At 72.6% G+C, this 15,589-nt stretch carries 13 protein-coding genes; 3 read left to right on the top strand and 10 right to left on the bottom strand.

Annotated features, from left to right (window positions below):
• Positions 1-20: 20 nt before the first annotated feature.
• The 10 genes from OHA25_RS42525 to OHA25_RS42480 form a co-directional block, all read right to left on the bottom strand.
• On the bottom strand, positions 21-1,376 hold the full coding sequence (locus tag OHA25_RS42525) for a glutamine synthetase family protein (protein WP_327582572.1): 1,356 nt from the start codon (positions 1,374-1,376) through the stop codon (positions 21-23).
• 1 nt (position 1,377) lies between these two features.
• Entirely contained in the window at positions 1,378-3,162 is a 1,785-nt protein-coding gene (locus tag OHA25_RS42520) for an IucA/IucC family protein (RefSeq protein ID WP_327582571.1), read from the bottom strand.
• Positions 3,159-4,418 (bottom strand): hypothetical protein, encoded by a 1,260-nt coding sequence (locus tag OHA25_RS42515; RefSeq protein WP_327582570.1) that lies wholly within the window; start codon positions 4,416-4,418, stop codon positions 3,159-3,161. Before OHA25_RS42515 ends, OHA25_RS42520 begins: the two co-directional genes overlap by 4 nt.
• Positions 4,415-5,782 carry a lysine N(6)-hydroxylase/L-ornithine N(5)-oxygenase family protein gene (locus OHA25_RS42510; RefSeq protein ID WP_327582569.1) on the bottom strand — a complete coding sequence of 456 codons (1,368 nt, stop codon included), beginning with the start codon at positions 5,780-5,782 and terminating at the stop codon, positions 4,415-4,417. Before OHA25_RS42510 ends, OHA25_RS42515 begins: the two co-directional genes overlap by 4 nt.
• Positions 5,779-7,620: an IucA/IucC family protein gene (locus OHA25_RS42505; protein ID WP_327582568.1), complete on the bottom strand. Its 1,842-nt coding sequence runs from the start codon at positions 7,618-7,620 to the stop codon at positions 5,779-5,781. The genes OHA25_RS42510 and OHA25_RS42505 overlap by 4 nt, the downstream gene beginning before the upstream one ends.
• Positions 7,617-9,131 (bottom strand): pyridoxal phosphate-dependent decarboxylase family protein, encoded by a 1,515-nt coding sequence (locus tag OHA25_RS42500; protein ID WP_327582567.1) that lies wholly within the window; start codon positions 9,129-9,131, stop codon positions 7,617-7,619. Before OHA25_RS42500 ends, OHA25_RS42505 begins: the two co-directional genes overlap by 4 nt.
• Entirely contained in the window at positions 9,128-10,513 is a 1,386-nt protein-coding gene (locus OHA25_RS42495; protein WP_327582566.1) for a diaminobutyrate--2-oxoglutarate transaminase, read from the bottom strand. The genes OHA25_RS42500 and OHA25_RS42495 overlap by 4 nt, the downstream gene beginning before the upstream one ends.
• 55 nt (positions 10,514-10,568) lie before the next feature.
• A complete protein-coding gene (locus OHA25_RS42490) occupies positions 10,569-11,798 on the bottom strand; it encodes an alanine racemase (RefSeq protein ID WP_327582565.1) in 1,230 nt (409 codons plus the stop codon).
• Positions 11,799-11,980: 182 nt separating this feature from the next.
• Entirely contained in the window at positions 11,981-12,637 is a 657-nt protein-coding gene (locus tag OHA25_RS42485) for a DsbA family oxidoreductase (protein WP_327582564.1), read from the bottom strand.
• Between the two features lie 153 nt (positions 12,638-12,790).
• A complete protein-coding gene (locus OHA25_RS42480) occupies positions 12,791-13,456 on the bottom strand; it encodes a TetR/AcrR family transcriptional regulator (RefSeq protein WP_327582563.1) in 666 nt (221 codons plus the stop codon).
• A 182-nt stretch (positions 13,457-13,638) separates the two neighbouring features.
• On the opposite strand from OHA25_RS42480, the gene OHA25_RS42475 reads away from it, so the two are divergent.
• From OHA25_RS42475 to OHA25_RS42465, 3 genes are read left to right on the top strand one after another with little or no spacing between them, the layout of a single operon-like run.
• Complete coding sequence (locus OHA25_RS42475; RefSeq protein ID WP_327582562.1) at positions 13,639-14,082, top strand: ATP-binding protein; 444 nt, start codon at positions 13,639-13,641, stop codon at positions 14,080-14,082.
• On the top strand, positions 14,083-14,439 hold the full coding sequence (locus tag OHA25_RS42470; RefSeq protein WP_327582561.1) for an STAS domain-containing protein: 357 nt from the start codon (positions 14,083-14,085) through the stop codon (positions 14,437-14,439). It begins immediately after the preceding gene.
• Positions 14,440-14,475: 36 nt separating this feature from the next.
• On the top strand, positions 14,476-15,453 hold the full coding sequence (locus OHA25_RS42465; protein WP_327582560.1) for a slipin family protein: 978 nt from the start codon (positions 14,476-14,478) through the stop codon (positions 15,451-15,453).
• The last annotated feature ends 136 nt before the right edge of the window (positions 15,454-15,589 follow it).

Below are 15,589 nucleotides of genomic sequence, written 5' to 3'. Positions count from 1 at the left end.
GTCCGGGTTCGCCGGAACACCTACAGCCGTTCGAATCCGCGTACGCGCTCCCAGTCCGTGACCGCCGTCTCGAAGGCCGCCAGCTCGGCCCGCGCCGCCTGGGCGTAGTGGCCGAGCACCGCGTCGCCGAAGGCCTTGGCCGCGATCTCGCTGGTCTCCCACCGGTGCAGGGCCTCGGCCAGCGTCGTGGGCAGGCGCGGCACCGCGGGGTCGGCCAGCGCGTTGGCGGCGTGCGGGGCCGGCAGCGGCAGCCGGTTCTCGATGCCGTGCAGTCCCGCGGCCAGCACGGCGGCCACGGCCAGGTAGGGGTTGGCGTCCCCGCCGGGTACGCGGTGCTCGATGCGCAGCGACCCGCCCGCGCCCACCACGCGGATCGGGCAGGTGCGGTTGTCCTTGCCCCAGGTGATGCCGGTGGGGGCGAACGCGCCCGGCCGCAGCCGTTTGTACGAGTTGACGTTCGGGGCCATGAGCAGCGCGAAGTCGGGCAGGCAGGCGAGCTGCCCGGCCACGAAGTGGCGCATCAGCTCCGACATGCCGTTGTCGTCATCACCGGCGAAGACGAACGAGTCGTCCGTGCCGGAGCTCGCGCGCAGCGACAGGTGGATGTGACAGGAGTTGCCCTCGCCCTCGTCGAACTTGGGCATAAAGGTGAGCGCGACGCCTTCCTGGGCGGCGATCTGCTTGGCGCCGTTCTTGAAGAACACGTGTTTGTCGCAGGTCGCCATGGCCTCGTCGTACCGGAAGACGATCTCGTACTGGCCCGCGTGGCACTCGGCCCGGGCGGTCTCCATGGTGAGCCCGGCGCGGACCATCTCGCGGCGGACGCGGCGCACGACCGGCTCGATGCCGGCGAGCCCTTGGAGGGAGTAGTCGACGTTGTAGCGGGTGCCCGCGCGCAGGCCGTGGTAGCGGCGCTCCCAGGCGTCCTCGTAACTGTCGCGGAAGACCAGGAACTCCAGCTCGGTGCCGGCGTACGCGGCCAGCCCGCGCTCGGCCAGCCGGTCGAGCTGCGTGCGCAGCACCCGTCGCGGGGCCACCTCGACCGGTTCACCGCCCGGCCAGGTGGCGTCGGCGATGACGAGCGCGGTTCCGGGATCCCACGGAAGGGGCCGGAGCGTGGCGGGGTCGGGGCGCAGGACGAAGTCGCCGAAGCCCGTGTTCCACGCGTCGATGGCGTAGCCGGGCCCGGTGTCCATGTCGACGTCGGTGGCGAGCAGGTAGACGCAGGCGCCGAAGCCCTGCCGGGCCGCCTCGTCCAGGAAGTACGGCACGGCCAGGCGGCTTCCCTGCAGCCTGCCCTGCAGGTCGGGAACGCTGACGATCACCTCCTCGATCCGCCCTGCCTCGGCCTCGGCACGCAGCCATTCGTAGGTCATGTCAGCTCACCTTTGACAGCGGGTTGGGCACGGTGCCGTGGACGACGTCGAAGCCCTCGTCGCGCTCGGCTCGGTCGTGGAAGCCGCCGCCGAGCAGCTGCTCCCGGTTGAGTGCCACGCGATCGAACTCGGGCGCGAACAGCCCGAACGCCTCGAACCGGTCCGCGAGCTCAGGGAAGCGGGCGTGATACCGCTCGATCTCGGCGCGGACCAGGCCCCAGAACTCCGCCTCCGGCACGCCGAGGTGCTCCTCGGCCAGCGGGGCGAAGAACCGGAAATGGCCGGCGAAGACCGCGCTGAGCAGCGAGTGCGCCAGCTCACCCGGGGGCCAGCGCAGCAGCACCGCGTCGGCGCGCGGGGACAGCCCCGCGTACTCGGGACGCTGCTCCGGCAGCAGGTTGACGTCCTCGGCGAAGTCCTTGACCGCGACGCCGAGGGGAACGTCGGCGGCGTCATAGAGGATCACGGTGTTCTCACCGTGGGGGCAGTACGCCACGCCGTACCGGTAGAGGTAGTGCAGCAGGCCCGGCAGCAGGGCGGCGAAAAACCTGGCCAGCCACACCCGGGCGTCGAGCCCGGAGCGGGTGACGAGCTCGGCCGCCAGCGCGCGCCCGTCCGAGCCGACCTTCAGCAGGGCCGCCATGGTCCTGGCCCGCTCGCCGTCGCGCAGCAGCGCCGCCACGGGCTCGCGCCACACCGCGCCGAGCAGCTCGTGGTAGCGGTAGGGGGCGTCGTGGACCGCGTCGTACAGCGGGTGGCGCACGGCGACGGAGGCCACCTCGCCGAGCGGGTGGAAGCGCAGCTCGTCCCGCAGGTACGGGTCCGCGTCGCGCAGCGCGTGCAGCCAGGCCGTCACGTCGGGCGCGGCCCGGGTCGGCTCGGTGGACAGCCCCCGCCACACCAGCGTGTTGCGGATGGAGAGCGGCACTTTGACGTTCCTGCGCCCGGGATCGTCCAGGTTGGCAAGGGTGCGGATGGACTGCAGCGGCCGGTAGCGGTCGGGGCCTTCGCCGAGCAGGACGATCCGGCCGTCGGCCAGGTAGGGGGCGAAGAGCGTCTCGACGGCCTCGTCCCAGTGGAAGGGGTGAACGGGCAACCAGACGTACGCGGATGGGTCCGGCACCATGTCTGACGTGCCCGAGTGCTTCAACAGGTCTCCGAACTGTTTGCGGGTCTCCTCGTCCAGCTCCTCGGCCAGCAGCGTCTCGGCGTCCAGCCCGGGCACGCCGGAGTATTCGGCCAGCGAGGGGTGCACGGCCGCCCACAGCAGCCGGACGGCGCCGGCCGACTCGGGGGCGTAAGCCGCGGCGTCGGAGGCGGCGAAGCCCAGTCTGCCCTTGTTGAGCAGCATGCAGGGATGCCCGTCCTGGTACGCCTCCAGCTCCAGGTGGTCCAGATCCGCGAGCTCGGCGGCGGTCCGGGCGCGGGAGAGCAGCTCCGCCTCCGCCCGCCGGGTCGCGGTGAGCTCGCGCAGCACCTCGGCGGTGGTGGGGCCGTCCCAGCCGAGGACCGTCCTGGCGTCGAGCAGCAGCCGCTCGGGCTCGGGCGCCCCGTCGCCGGGGTGGCGCCGCACGGTGCCGTCCACCAGCCGCCAGGTCCCGAACGTGCCGCGGGCCGCGCGGAACGTCCAGCGGACGCCGTCGCCCAGCTCCAGCCGGTAGGCGTCGGGGCCGGCCGCGGGGTCGGGCTCCGGGCGGAGCAGCTCCTCGTAGGCGAACTCCTCGACGGCCTTGGTGAGCAGGCGGCGGCCGGCCTGCTGCCAGGTGTCGTGGGTGAGGCGGTTCATCGGATCTCCTCGGAGTACGTGAGAGCGGGTTGCGGCCGGGGGAGGGGGACACGTCGCAGGGACAGGCCGGTGGCGAGCAGGTGGACGGCCGCGGCGACGGCGAGGGGCAGCGCGAGGTCGTACGAGACCGCGGCCGCGGCGGCCACCGGCGCGGCCAGCAGGCCTGCCGACCGGGCGGTCTCCACGGCGGTGAAGGCCGGACCCGCCGTGCCGGTGGCCCGGAACGCCCACAGCTCCACGGCCACCTGCCCGACGCCCAAGCCGACGCCGAACAACAGTCGTCCGCCCGCCAACCCCGGCAGCGAGGACGACAGCGCCTGCCAGGCCAGTCCGGCGGCGGCCACCGCCAGGGCCAGCGGCAGCAGCCGGTCACCGAGCAGGTCGTGGCAGCGGCGCACGACGGGAAGCACGGCGAGCGCGGCCACGCTCGGTAGGAAGAACAGAACCGCGGACCCGGTGGAGCCGCTGCCCAGGCCGACGGCGAGCTCGGTGAAGAAGGGCCGCGCCACGTTGACCGAGAAGTCGAACGCCACGCCGATCAGCGCCGCCTGCGCCAGCATCGCCAGCCCGCCGAACCGCCTCCAGGCGTCCGGACCGGCGGCCCCGGCGGCGCCACCCAGGCCGCCCGTCGCCCCGGCGCCACCGCCCACCGCGACTGCCTCGCCGCCCGCCGTACCCATGCCGGTGGGAGCGCGTTTGCCCAGCACGCGGTAGGTGAGCACAGCGAGGAGCACGTCCAACACGGCGAAGGCGGAGATGCCGACCCGCGGCTCGGGCAGCGCGAGCACCCCGGCCCCGACCAGCGTCGCGGCCACGGTCGACAGGTGGAAGACCACCACGATCGAGCAGATCCCGGCCAGCCTGGCCCGCTCCCCGCCCGACGGGCCGGCGTCGTGTTCGGCGATGAACGCCGGGTAGGCCAGCAGCAGCGCGCTGTTGGTGGTCACGATGGCCGCCGACAGCACCGTGTACGCGGCATAGCTGGGCGCGACTCCGAGCAGCAGATCGAGCACCGCGGAGCCGCACAACCCGGCCAGGACCAGCCGGTGCAGCGGCCACCGCCGGGCCGCCAGCCCCCACAGCGGCAGCGCGGCCAGCCCGACGATGCGGCAGATCCACAGGTAGAGGCCGGTGGCGCCGGGCTCGTCGATGCCGTACAGCCGCTCGAACAGCTGCGGCAGGAAAGGGGTGAGAGACGTCTCGGCGACCAGGTGCAGGCCGATCACCGAGATGAGCACGACCTTGGCACGGCTCACCGCAGCGAGCCCACCGAACGTGGCGCCGCGGGCTCCGGCAGGCCGGCGGCCTCGGGAGCACGGGGCGCGCCGAAGGTCGTCCAGGCCACCCGATCGGGGACGGGCAGCACCGTGCGCCCGGCCACCGCGTTGAGGATGGTCGCGGCCCGCCACGCGCCGAGCGTGAGGTCGGGCGTCCCGACACCGTGGGTGTGGAGCTCGGCGTTCTGGACGTAGAGCTCGCCGGACACCCGAGGGTCGAGCGCGACCCGGTAGTCGCCGTCGACCTGGTAACGGCCCTTGCCGTCCCAGTCGACCAGGTCGGACAGCGGCTCCAGGAACGCGGGGCGGGCCGCCGCGTAGCCGGTCGCCGCCACCACGGCCGAGGTGTGGATCTCGAAGACCGCGTCCTGCGGGCTGTGCCGGCAGGTCAGCGTGTAGCCGCCGGCGTCGCCAGTGGTGGTGGGAGCGACCGCCAGGACCTCCGCTCCCGGGTGCAGCGCGGCCGGCGGCTCGGCGCCGCCGATGGTCCGCTCGTACAGCTCGTCGTGGATGTCGGCCAGCGTCTCCGTGCTGACCCCCTTGTACAGCTGCCACTGCTCGCGGACGAGGCGTTCCCGTTCGGCCTCTTCGAGCCCGCGGAAGTACCGGATGTAGTCGGGGGTGAAGTGCTCGAGGCCGATCTTCGAGTACTCCATGGGGGCGAACGCCGGCGTACGGGCCAGCCAGCGGACGAACGGCCCGCCGGAGCGCAGCAGGTCGAGCACCACCTCCGCCCCTGACTGGCCCGCGCCGATCACCGTGACGTCGGGCGCGGCGGCGAGCCGGTCCCGGTGGGCGCGGTAGCCGGCGCTGTGCAGCACGCGACCGGCGTGCGCCTCCGTCATGAGCGGGCGCAGCGCCGCGGGGACGACCGGCTCCGTGCCCACGCCCAGGACGACCTTCCTGGCCAGCACCCGGGAGACCGCCCCGGCCGCGGACCGGTACGTCACCGCGAACGCCGCGGCCGCCTCGTCCCATTCCAGCCCGGTCACCTCGGCGTCGAAGCGGCAGGAGGGCAGCCCCTCGGCGACCCAGCGGCAGTAGTGGTCGTACTCGCGGCGCGGAATGTGGAACCGCTCGGAGAAGAAGAACGGGAACATCCGGTCGTGGTGCCGCAGGTAGTTCAGGTACGACCAGGGGCTGGTCGGATCCGCCATGGTCACCAGGTCGGCGAGGAACGGCACCTGCAGCACGGTCCCCTCCATCAGCAGGCCCGGGTGCCAGGAGAAGGCACGCCTGCCGTCCAGGAACAGCGAGCGCACCTCCGGCACGCCGTCGCAGAGCGCGGCCAGGGACAGGTTGAACGGGCCGATGCCGACTCCCACCAGGTCGTACGTGGTCACCGCTGCACCTCCGAGAGAGGGTTGGGAAGGTCGATGTAAACGGACTGGGTGTGCACGTCCCCGACGAGCTCGTCACGGCCGTCCACGCAGGTCAGGAAGTTGCCCTTGCACCGCAGGGCCGGCGCGTCGAGCAGCAGGTCGAGCAGGCCCTTCGCGCCGGGCTCCGCCGCCCGCAGCCGCTCCAGCGCGGCACGCAGCACGCGCAGCAGGTCGCCCTCGTCGGCCAGCGCCAGCGCCCCGAACGCGCCCACCAGGCCGAGCAGGTTGTTGATCCCCAGGTAGTAGGCGACCCGCTCGTCCACGAACTCGTCGTCGAAGACCAGCTCCAGGCCGTCGGCCAGCTCGGGCAGCAGCCGCTCCAGCTCCTCCGCCCTGGAGGCAGCCACGTAGTAGCCCTGGCTGTCCCGGTACCAGCCCGCGCGCGGCAGGCCGTCGCCGTCCAGCGCCACCAGCGTGTTCTGGTGGTGCGGCTCCAGCGCGATGCCGTACCGCGCGTGCAGCCTGATCAGCGGCACGGCCAGCACGTTGAGGTAGCGGGCCAGCCAGCGGGCCGACGCCTCGGCGATCGAGACGCCGTGCGCGCGGGCCAGGCGTGCCGTGGCGGCGGACAGCAGCGCGCGGTGCCGGGGCGGTGTGCCGTCACCCGGACCTGTGCGCTCGGCCAGCAGCCCGGCCACGCACTGTCCGTCGCCGGGTCCGCCGCGGAAGGGGTTGTCGCGGATGGCGGTCTCCAGCCCGGTCTCCGGCCCGCCGGCGCCCGCCGAGACCCAGGCGAAGTCGCGCAGGATCATGAACTCCGGGTGTTCGGCGCGCAGCCACTCGCCCGGGCCGGCGGCCAGCAGGCGGGCGGCCCGGACGCCGAGCCGCAGCTCGCCGCGCAGATTGTTCCTGCGCGAGTTGGTGATCCGCATGCCGAGGGAGAGCTTGAGCATCACGTCGGCGTCCGGGCGATGCACGGTGCGTACCGAAGATGTCGGATGCCACGCGGGCCCCGCCGCCCCAAGCGGTCGCAGCAGCCCCGCCTCGACCAGCGCCGCCACCTCGGGACGGCGCAGCACCTCGCGCGCCTGCCACGGATGGGCGGGGACGGGGACCATGCCGTCGGGGAGCTCCAGCCCGGCGGCGAGGCCGCGCAGCAGCTCGGCCGGGGACCGCCCGTCGGCGCTGTCTCCCACGACGACGGCCGGATCGGCGGCGAACCAGTGCAGCCGGAACGCGCCGCGCAGCTCCGGCGAGTATGCCTCCAGCTCCCCGTCGGACGCCTCCTGCCTGCTCTTGGGCGCAGGATGGAACGGATGCCCCAGCAACAGCGCCTGCTCGGCCTCGAGGAACGGCGTCAGCGCCGCGCCGCCCTCGGCCCGCCGCCGCGCGAGGAACGTCCCGGTACGGCGGGCCGAGTCCAGCACCCGGGCGACGGCGTCAGACCCGAGGTGATGCGGCAACCGCCGCCGCACGACCGCCTCACGGATGGCGACCGCGGCCACGAGCGCGGCATCGGCGCAGACCGGATCGGCGGCGACCGGATCGGCGGAGACTGGATCGGCGGCGGCGGCGAGCGCGGCGCCGGCGGGTGGCGGCTCGGTGATGACGCGCGGCTCGCCGAAGCGGTGCCAGCCCGTCGCCGACCGGTAGCGCACCGGGACGCTCAGCCGCACGCCGCTGGCGGGGAAGCCGAGTGTCAGCTCCTCACCGGCCGCCGGGACCGGGATTGCCGTCTCGCGCACGTAGGCACGCAGCAGCGTCTCCATCGCCGCGGCCGCACCCGCGTGGAAGGGGTCGGGATGGTCGAGGGGATCCGCGCCAAGGGGCGCACCATGGGGACGCCCGAGACCGGTCACAGCGCCGCCTCCTCGGCCTCGCCCGCCGCGGCGACCAGGTGGACGAGCCGCTCCACCTCGGTGGCCGTCGCATGCGGGTTGAGCAGGGTCAGCTTGAGCCGGACGCGGCCCGATCCCTCTCCAGGGAGCTCGGTACGGCCGACGACGGCGCGTCCCTCGCGGAGCAGGCGGCGCCGCAGCCCGGCGTTCACCCGGTCCGCCGAGGCGGGATCGGCGGGGAGATACCGGAAGAGGAAGGCCGTCAGCACGGGGTCGGCGTGCAGCTCCAGCCGAGGGTGGGTACGCACCGCCGCGGCCCCGGCGCGGGCCAGGTCGTGGCAGGTGTCCACGAGGTGGCCCAGGCCGTCCCTGCCCAGGGCGGCGAGCGTGACGGCGATCTTGAAGGCGTCGGGGCGGCGGGTGGTGCGCAGGGAGAGCCCCAGCAGGCTGGAGTAGCCGGCGTCCTCGTCGTCGGCCGGGTTGAGGTAGGCGGCGCGCCGGGCCAGCGACGCGTACGTCTCGGCCTGCCGTACCAGGAAGACCCCCGCCGCGGCGGGTTGCCAGCCCAGCTTGTGCCAGTCCAGCGACACCGAGTCGGCCCGTTCCAGGCCCGCCAGCAGCGGGGCGAGCCGGTCGGAGAGCAGCGCGCCGCCTCCGTAGGAGGCGTCCACGTGCGTCCAGGCGCCGTGCTCGGCGGCCAGGGTCGCGCAGGCGTCCAGCGGATCGATCGCCCCGGTGTCGGTGGTGCCGGCCGTGGCGACCACGGCCATGGGCAGCTCGCCCTGCCGGACGCACTCCTGGAGCGCCTGCGCCAGCGCCTCGGGCCTCATCCGCAGCTCATGGTCGACGGGGATGGTCACGACCGCGTCCTCGCCCAGGCCCAGCAGGGCGGCGGCACGCCGTACCGAGAGGTGGGCGGCGGCGGAGGCGAAGATCCTCGCCTGCGGCGGGCCCGCGGGCAGACCGCTCCGCTCGATCCTGCGCCCGCTCGCGCGCCCCAGCACCCGGTCCCTGGCCAGCATCAGTCCCATGAGGTTGGACTCGGTGCCGCCGGAGGTGAGCACGCCCGCGGCCGTGGACGGGTATCCCACCAGCTCGGCCAGCTCGCCCAGCAGCAGGGTCTCCAGGGCGGTGGTGGCGGGAGCCTGGTCCCAGGAGTCCTGCGACGGGTTGAGCGCGGAGATCGCCAGGTCGGCGGCCACCGCCACGGCGAGCGGCGGGCAGTGCAGGTGTGCGGCGCAGGCCGGATCGGCCGGGTCGGCGCTGCCCGCGGCCACCAGCGTGGTCAACCGGCGCAAGGCGTCGTCGCCGCCGTCCGGCTCGGCGACGGCACCACCGGCCCGGAGCCCGCTCGGCTCGGTGAGGGCGCGGGCGACCCGTGCGAAGAGCTCCTGGGGCGTGCCTGCGGGGATCGGCCCGCCACGCCGCACCGCGCCCTCGGCCAGGGCCTCCAGCACCGTACGCACCATCGGCTCCAGGGCGGCGGCGCCGGAGACGCCGCCGGACAGCGCGGGCGCGAGGGTGGCGGTCATGCCCGCTGCCCCGTGAGACGGAGAGCCGTCACCTCGGCGATCGCGTCGGCCAGCCGGTCCAGAACGGTCTCCGCCTGCTCGTCCGTGATGATCAGCGGCGGCAGCAGCCGGACGGTGGAGTCGTGGCGGCCGCCCAGCTCCACGATGAGGCCGCGGTCCAGGCACGCGGCGCGAACCTCGGCCGCCGTACGCGGCGCGGGCGGGCGGGCGCCGCAGGAGTCGGGCTCGCCCTCGGGATCGACGAGCTCGACGCCGATCATCAGGCCGCGCCCGCGGACGTCCCCGATGACAGGCAGCTCGCCGCGCAGCCCTTCCAGCCGGGCCGTCATCCGGGCGCCGACCGCGGCGGCCCGCTCGGCCAGCCCTTCGCGGGCGACGTACCGCAGGGTCGCGGTCCCGGCCGCCATGGCCAGCGTGTTGCCGCGGAACGTTCCGGTGTGCGCGCCGGGCCGCCAGCCGTCGTAGTCCTCGTGGTACACCACCACGGCCAGCGGCAGGCTCCCGCCGATGGCCTTGGACAGCACCATCGCGTCGGGAATCACCCCGCTGTACTCCACCGCCCAGAAGGCGCCGGTGCGCCCCACGCCGGTCTGCACCTCGTCCACGATCAGCGGGATGCCGCGCTCGGCGGTGATCCGGCGCATCTGACGCAGCCAGGAGTCCGGGGCGGGCACCGCGCCGCCCTCGCCCTGCACCGCCTCCAGGATCATCGCGGCCGGCGGCACCACACCGCCGGAGGGGTCGTCGAGCAGCCGTTCGGTGTACGCCGCCGACAGCTCCGCGCCCCATTCCCCGCCGACGCCGAACGGGCAACGGTAGGAGTACGGGTACGGCAGGCGGGTCACGTCCGCGGCGATCCCGGCCACCGGCTCCTTGACCGCGACGCTGCCGGTGACGGCCAGGGCGCCCGCGGTCATGCCGTGGTAGGCGCCGGTGAAGGCGAGCAGCCCGCGGCGGCCGGTGGCGGTCTGCATGAGCTTCAGCGCCGCCTCCACCGCGTCCGTTCCCGCGGGCCCGCAGAAGTGCACACGCGCGTGGTCGGCGAAGGCGGGAGGAAGGGTGGCGAACAGTGCTTCGGTGAACTCGTCCTTTTCCGGTGTGGCCAGGTCGAGCACGTGCAGCGGCGCGCCGCTGTCCAGGGTGCGCCGGATGGCCTCGACCACCACCGGGTGGTTGTGGCCGAGCGCGAGGGTGCCCGCACCGGAGAGGCAGTCGAGGTAGCGGCGGCCGTCGGCGCCCTCGATCGTCATGCCGTGCGCGCGTACCGGGACGACCGGGAACGAGCGGGCATAGGTCCGCGCCGAGGACTCCCGGTCGCGTTGCCGGCGCAGCACGGCGTCGATGCCGACAGCGGGGTCGAGGTCGGTCGGATGCAGAGTCATTCAGGCTCCGGATGGCAGAGATGGACGACGGTACGGCCCGGCGGGCCGGACGAGCTCAGAGCAGATGCCGCTCGGCCACGGGGTGACCGAGGAAGGCATGCATGGCGAATTCCCAGCCGTAGGAACCCGCATTCGGAAAGACGACCAGGTCACCGGCCCGCACCCGGTCGACGCGGACGTCGCGCAGCAGGGTGTCCTCCGGTGTGCACAGCTCGCCGACGACCGTGACCTCGGCGTCCACGGCGGCGGGCCGTGGGCAGCCCTCGGGCCAGCGCTCGACCGGGAGCACCGCGATGTTGTGCACGATGTCCCAGGACGTGGGGAGCTGGAAGTGGTTGATGCCGCCGCGCAGGACGACGAACCGCTTGCCGTAGGAGGTCTTGACGTCGGTCACTTCGGCGGCGTACCAGCCGCAGTCGGCGACCAGGAAACGGCCGGGCTCCAGCAGCACCCGCACGCCGGGCGGCGGCTCGGCCTGCCCGGCCAGCTCGCCGAAGCGGGCGACGTCGAAGGGCTTCTCGTCTTCGAACGCGACGCCGATGCCGCCGCCGATGTCGACGTGGCGCAGCTCGACGCCGTTGCCCGCGGCGGTGCGCACGCTCCAGTCCAGACACCAGCGCAGGTAGGCGGCGTGGGATTCGGCGTCCAGGTTGCCCGAGGCGGCGTGGACGTGGAAGCCGACCAGGTCCAGACCGGGCAGCCGGGCGGCGGCCCGCAGCACCTCGGGCACGTCGGGCTCGGCCACGCCGAACTGGGACGGCACGCCGCCCATGTGCAGGGAACCCGTGACGGGGATCTCGGCCGGGTTCACGCGCAGCGCCACCCTGGCCGTGGTGCCCTCGGCGACCGCGATCCGGCTGATCCGGTGGAGCTCGAGCAGGCTTTCCGCGTTGATCGCCTCCACACCGGCTCTGACAAGGGCGGTGAGGACGGGGACGGACTTGGCGGGTCCCGCGGCCACGACCCGTGCCGTACCGGCGAGGCCGAGGGCGAGGTCCAGCTCCGACTCGGAGGCGACCTCGAACCCGTCCACGTAGGGGGCCAGCGCCGCGACGACGCCGGGAAAGGAGTTGGCCTTGACCGCGTAGTAGACGGCGGCCCACTCGGGCAGCGCCGCGCGTAACTCGCGGGCCCGCTCGGCGGCCACCTCGCCGTCGTAGACGTAGGCGGAGACCGGCGTGCCGGACCGTGTCAGGCCGAGGAGACGATCCTGGACGGAGCGGGGGAGCACGTCCACCGGGTAGGCGGAGCGCGGCGCAGCGGACGGCGGCAGCTGGATGGACATGGCTTCTTCCTGTGAGGGAACAGACGAGAAGGGGCATGCCCCCAGAACCCAAGGTTAACTTAGGTAAGGCTAACCTAAAATTAATCTGCGCCCAACGCAAGACGTCAGTGTGTGATCCAGGGCACGACATGAGTGTGGGCCGCGACCATGTCGGTCGCGGCCCACACTCGAAGCCGGGCGATTCAGCGCGTCGTGACGGCCTGCTCGCGGGCGGTGCGCAGAGCGGACAGGAAGGTGTCGGCCGGCTGCGCGCCGGACACGCCGTAGGCGCGGTTGAGCACGAAGAACGGCACACCGGTGATGCCGAGGCTGCGTGCTTCGCTGATGTCGGCCTGCACGGCGTCCTCGTAGGCGTCGCCGTCCAGGACCTTCCGGGTCTCGTCCTCGGAGATGCCGAGCTCGGCGGCCAGGCGGACCAGGGTGTCCGGGTCGTCGACGACCTCACCCTCGACCAGGTGGGCGCTGAGCAGCCGCTCGTGCATCCGCGCGCCGAGACCGTGCCGCGCCGCCAGATGGCTCACCCGGTGCGCGTCGATCGTGTTGACCGAGATGGCCTTGTCCAGGGCGTACGTCAGGCCTTCCGCGGCGGCCAGGTCGGTGACCCGCTGGGTCATCTCCCGCACCTGGGCGGGTGAGGCGCCGTACTTCTCGGCCAGGCGGTCGGAGGACGGTTCGCGGTGTCCCTTGGGGTGGGAGGGGTCGAGCTGGAAACTGTGCCAGTGGATCTCCACCTCGTCGGCGTGCTCGAAGCGGGCGAGGGCGGACTCCAGGCGCCGCTTGCCGATGTAGCACCACGGGCAGACGACGTCGGACCAGATGTCGATGCGCAGCGTGCTCACAGGACGCACACTCCGTCCGTGCACACGGGGGCGGTGTCCGAGCCCAAGACGACCAAGGGGGTCACCGGTTCGGTCTCGGGGTGGTCGTCGGGGGCAGGCTCTACGGACTCGGAAAGAGCGGACATGATTACTCCGATCGGTTAGAGATGTGCGTTACGCACGCAAGGTGGGCAGGCCGGCGGCGAGCGCTGCCAAGGTGCGTTTCAGGGTGGGCAGCAGCTTGGGGCATGTGGCGGCGAGGTCGGGGCGTTGCCGGTAGAGCTCGACCAAGGTGGGGGGCGGGTTGGCGGCGGGGTAGTACGTGCCCGCGCAGCCCGTCGCCCGCGCCACCAGTTCCTCGGCCTCGTCCTGGGTCAGGTCGGGGCGCGCCTGCGCGATCGCCGCGCCGAGCTCGCCGGTGATGTCCAGGACCGTGACCTTGAAGGTCAGGGCCGCCGGGACGGAGAGGTTGTGTTCCAGGGCCGTCCCCAGCTGGCTGAGCAGGTCGCAGAAGAGCGGGCGCGTGGCGAGTGGTTCGGTCAGCGCGTCGATCACGTCGTCGCCTGCCCGGAGGCGTCCGAGGACGTCGTCCGCCCAGTCCCGCCAGCTCTCCACGGTCAGCTCGAGAAAGATCTCCTCCCTGGTGCTGAAGTATCGCACCACGTTGGACTTGGCCAGCCCCACCTCTGCCGCGACCCTGCGCAGACTGACCTCACGCACCCCTGACTCGATGGCGAGTTTGCGCGCCACCGCGAGGATCGCCTCGCGCCGCTGCTGCTTGTGCTCCGGTCGCCGGGCGCGTTCGAACGCCTGGTCGGGCACGCTCCCGCTGTCGCCCACGGTGCCGACATTAACAGGACGCTGGGCTCTTGTTAAAGAGACGGTGTCCTGTTAGTTGCGTCACAAAGCCGAGAACGGCGACAGTACGAGCTGTCCAGGAGCCCCGTTTGGCGATCTGTCCTTGGGATAGAGGGACAACGCCCGCACCTTCCATCCCCGACGATCCGGTGGGCGAGACGATCATGAGCGTGCAGTTCGAGCTGCGCTGTCCCGTCAGCGACGACCTAGCCTTCATCCGCGACCTGGTACGTGTCAGCGGCCGGCATGCGGGCCTCACCGGTGAGCGGCTTGATCACCTGGTGCTGGCCGTCAACGAGGCGGTCACCAACGTGCTCGACCACGGGGGAGCGGTCGGGCTGGTCACCGCGCGCGGCACCCACGAGGGGATCACCGTGGAGATCCTCGACCTCGCCGGCCGGCTGTCGGCGGACCACCTGGCCACCGCCCGGATCGACCCGACGGGCGCGCACGGGTTCGGCCTGTGGGTGATCCAGCACCTGTGCGACGGAGTCGGCCTCGAGCAGACCGGCCTCGGGTCGCTGCTGAGCCTGCACCTGCGCCGTGACCCCACCACGGGTGTCCGGAGCCTGGGGCACTCGGGCAGGGAAAGGCAACCGGCCCGCTGAATGGCCCCGTTAACCCTGACTCATCAGCATCTTCCCGGCATGAGCGTCATCGCCCTCGCCGGCGAGGTCGACCGGACCAACAGCGCCCAGCTCGCGGACTACGTCGCACGCATCCGCCGCCCCGGCGACCATGTGATCTTCGATTTGGCCGAGCTGTCGTTCCTGGACAGCTCCGGCCTGCACGTCCTGCTGGCCTGCGCCCGCACCTGCGCCGGCGAGGGCGCTGACGCGCACCTGGCCGCCGCCAAGGGCGCCCCGGCTCGCCTGCTGCGCATCACCGGGGTGGACGCCCGGCTGCCCACGTACGTCACGACAGAGCACGCCATCGCTACGGTCCTCGCCACCCGTACCAGCTGAATTCGGGACTAGGCTCAATAAAGAAGGGACACGGCCATGGACATCAACATCGTGCTCGGAGTCATCGCCTTCTTGCTCTTCCTGCTCGCGGTCACCGGGGTGAGGGTGGTCAACCAGGTCGAGCGCGGCATCGTCTTCCGCTTCGGCAGGGCGCAGCCGCAGATCCGGCAGCCGGGCCTCAGATTCCTCATCCCCGTCGTGGACAGCATGCGGAAGGTCAACGTCCAGATCGTCACGATGCCCGTACCGACGCAGGAGGGCATCACCAGGGACAACGTCTCCGTACGCGTCGACGCGGTCGCCTACTTCAAGGTCCAGGACCCCATGCGGGCCGCCGTCGAGGTGCAGAACTACCTGTTCGCCGTCGAGCAGGTGGCGCAGACCTCGCTGCGGTCCATCATCGGCAAGAGCGAGCTGGACGATCTGCTGACCAACCGCGAGGAGCTCAACAAGGGCCTCGCGCTCATGATCGACAGCCCCGCGCTCGGCTGGGGCATCCACATCGACCGGGTGGAGATCAAGGACGTTCAGCTGCCCGAGGGCATGAAGCGCTCCATCGCCCGGCAGGCCGAGGCCGAACGAGAGCGCCGGTCCCGGGTGATCGTCGCGGACGGCGAACTGCTGGCCGCGCACAAGCTCGCCGACGCCTCGGGCATCATGTCGAAGACGCCGGGCGCGCTGCAGCTGCGGTTGCTGCAGACGGTGGTGGAGGTGGCGGCCGAGAAGAACTCCACCCTGATCATGCCGCTGCCGGTCGAGCTCCTGCGCTTCTTCGACCGGGCGGCGCAACCCGCCACACCGGCCGAGACCGCGCAGCCCGCCACTGAGTCCGCCGCTGGGCCCGCCACGGCCGATGCCGAGCGGGTCCAGCCGAAGATCGAGCAGCCTGCCCTCGCCAAGGACCGCGTCTCCGAGGGGGAGCAGCCCGCCCTGACCGAGCACGGTGTCGTTGAGGGTGAGCAGCCCACCCTCGCCGAGCACGGCGTCTCGGGCTCGGCGGAGCGTGCCGAGTAAAACACGTTCGCGCTGGACGTGACGTTGCAGTCGCATAAAGTCAACATAGCTAGTAGGAAATACAGGCATTTAGCTAATGGTTCGAATATCCCGTTAGTGGGCTATGCTCTTAATGGAAATATTGACCCGTTAAGAG

Origin of the sequence: Nonomuraea sp. NBC_00507 (genome assembly GCF_036013525.1) — a bacterium.
In the GTDB taxonomy this organism is placed as follows: domain Bacteria; phylum Actinomycetota; class Actinomycetes; order Streptosporangiales; family Streptosporangiaceae; genus Nonomuraea.
This window is presented reverse-complemented; position numbering and strand designations above follow the sequence as displayed.

What these genes read in the sequence shown, in the direction of transcription:
- OHA25_RS42525 (WP_327582572.1), bottom strand. Translation starts at nt 1,376, where the DNA reads ATGACCTACGAATGGCTGCGTGCCGAGGCCGAGGCAGGGCGGATCGAG.
- OHA25_RS42520 (WP_327582571.1), bottom strand. Translation starts at nt 3,162, where the DNA reads ATGAACCGCCTCACCCACGACACCTGGCAGCAGGCCGGCCGCCGCCTG.
- OHA25_RS42500 (WP_327582567.1), bottom strand. Translation starts at nt 9,131, where the DNA reads ATGACCGCCACCCTCGCGCCCGCGCTGTCCGGCGGCGTCTCCGGCGCC.
- OHA25_RS42495 (WP_327582566.1), bottom strand. Translation starts at nt 10,513, where the DNA reads ATGACTCTGCATCCGACCGACCTCGACCCCGCTGTCGGCATCGACGCC.
- OHA25_RS42490 (WP_327582565.1), bottom strand. Translation starts at nt 11,798, where the DNA reads ATGTCCATCCAGCTGCCGCCGTCCGCTGCGCCGCGCTCCGCCTACCCG.
- OHA25_RS42475 (WP_327582562.1), top strand. Translation starts at nt 13,639, where the DNA reads ATGAGCGTGCAGTTCGAGCTGCGCTGTCCCGTCAGCGACGACCTAGCC.
- OHA25_RS42470 (WP_327582561.1), top strand. Translation starts at nt 14,083, where the DNA reads ATGGCCCCGTTAACCCTGACTCATCAGCATCTTCCCGGCATGAGCGTC.
- OHA25_RS42465 (WP_327582560.1), top strand. Translation starts at nt 14,476, where the DNA reads ATGGACATCAACATCGTGCTCGGAGTCATCGCCTTCTTGCTCTTCCTG.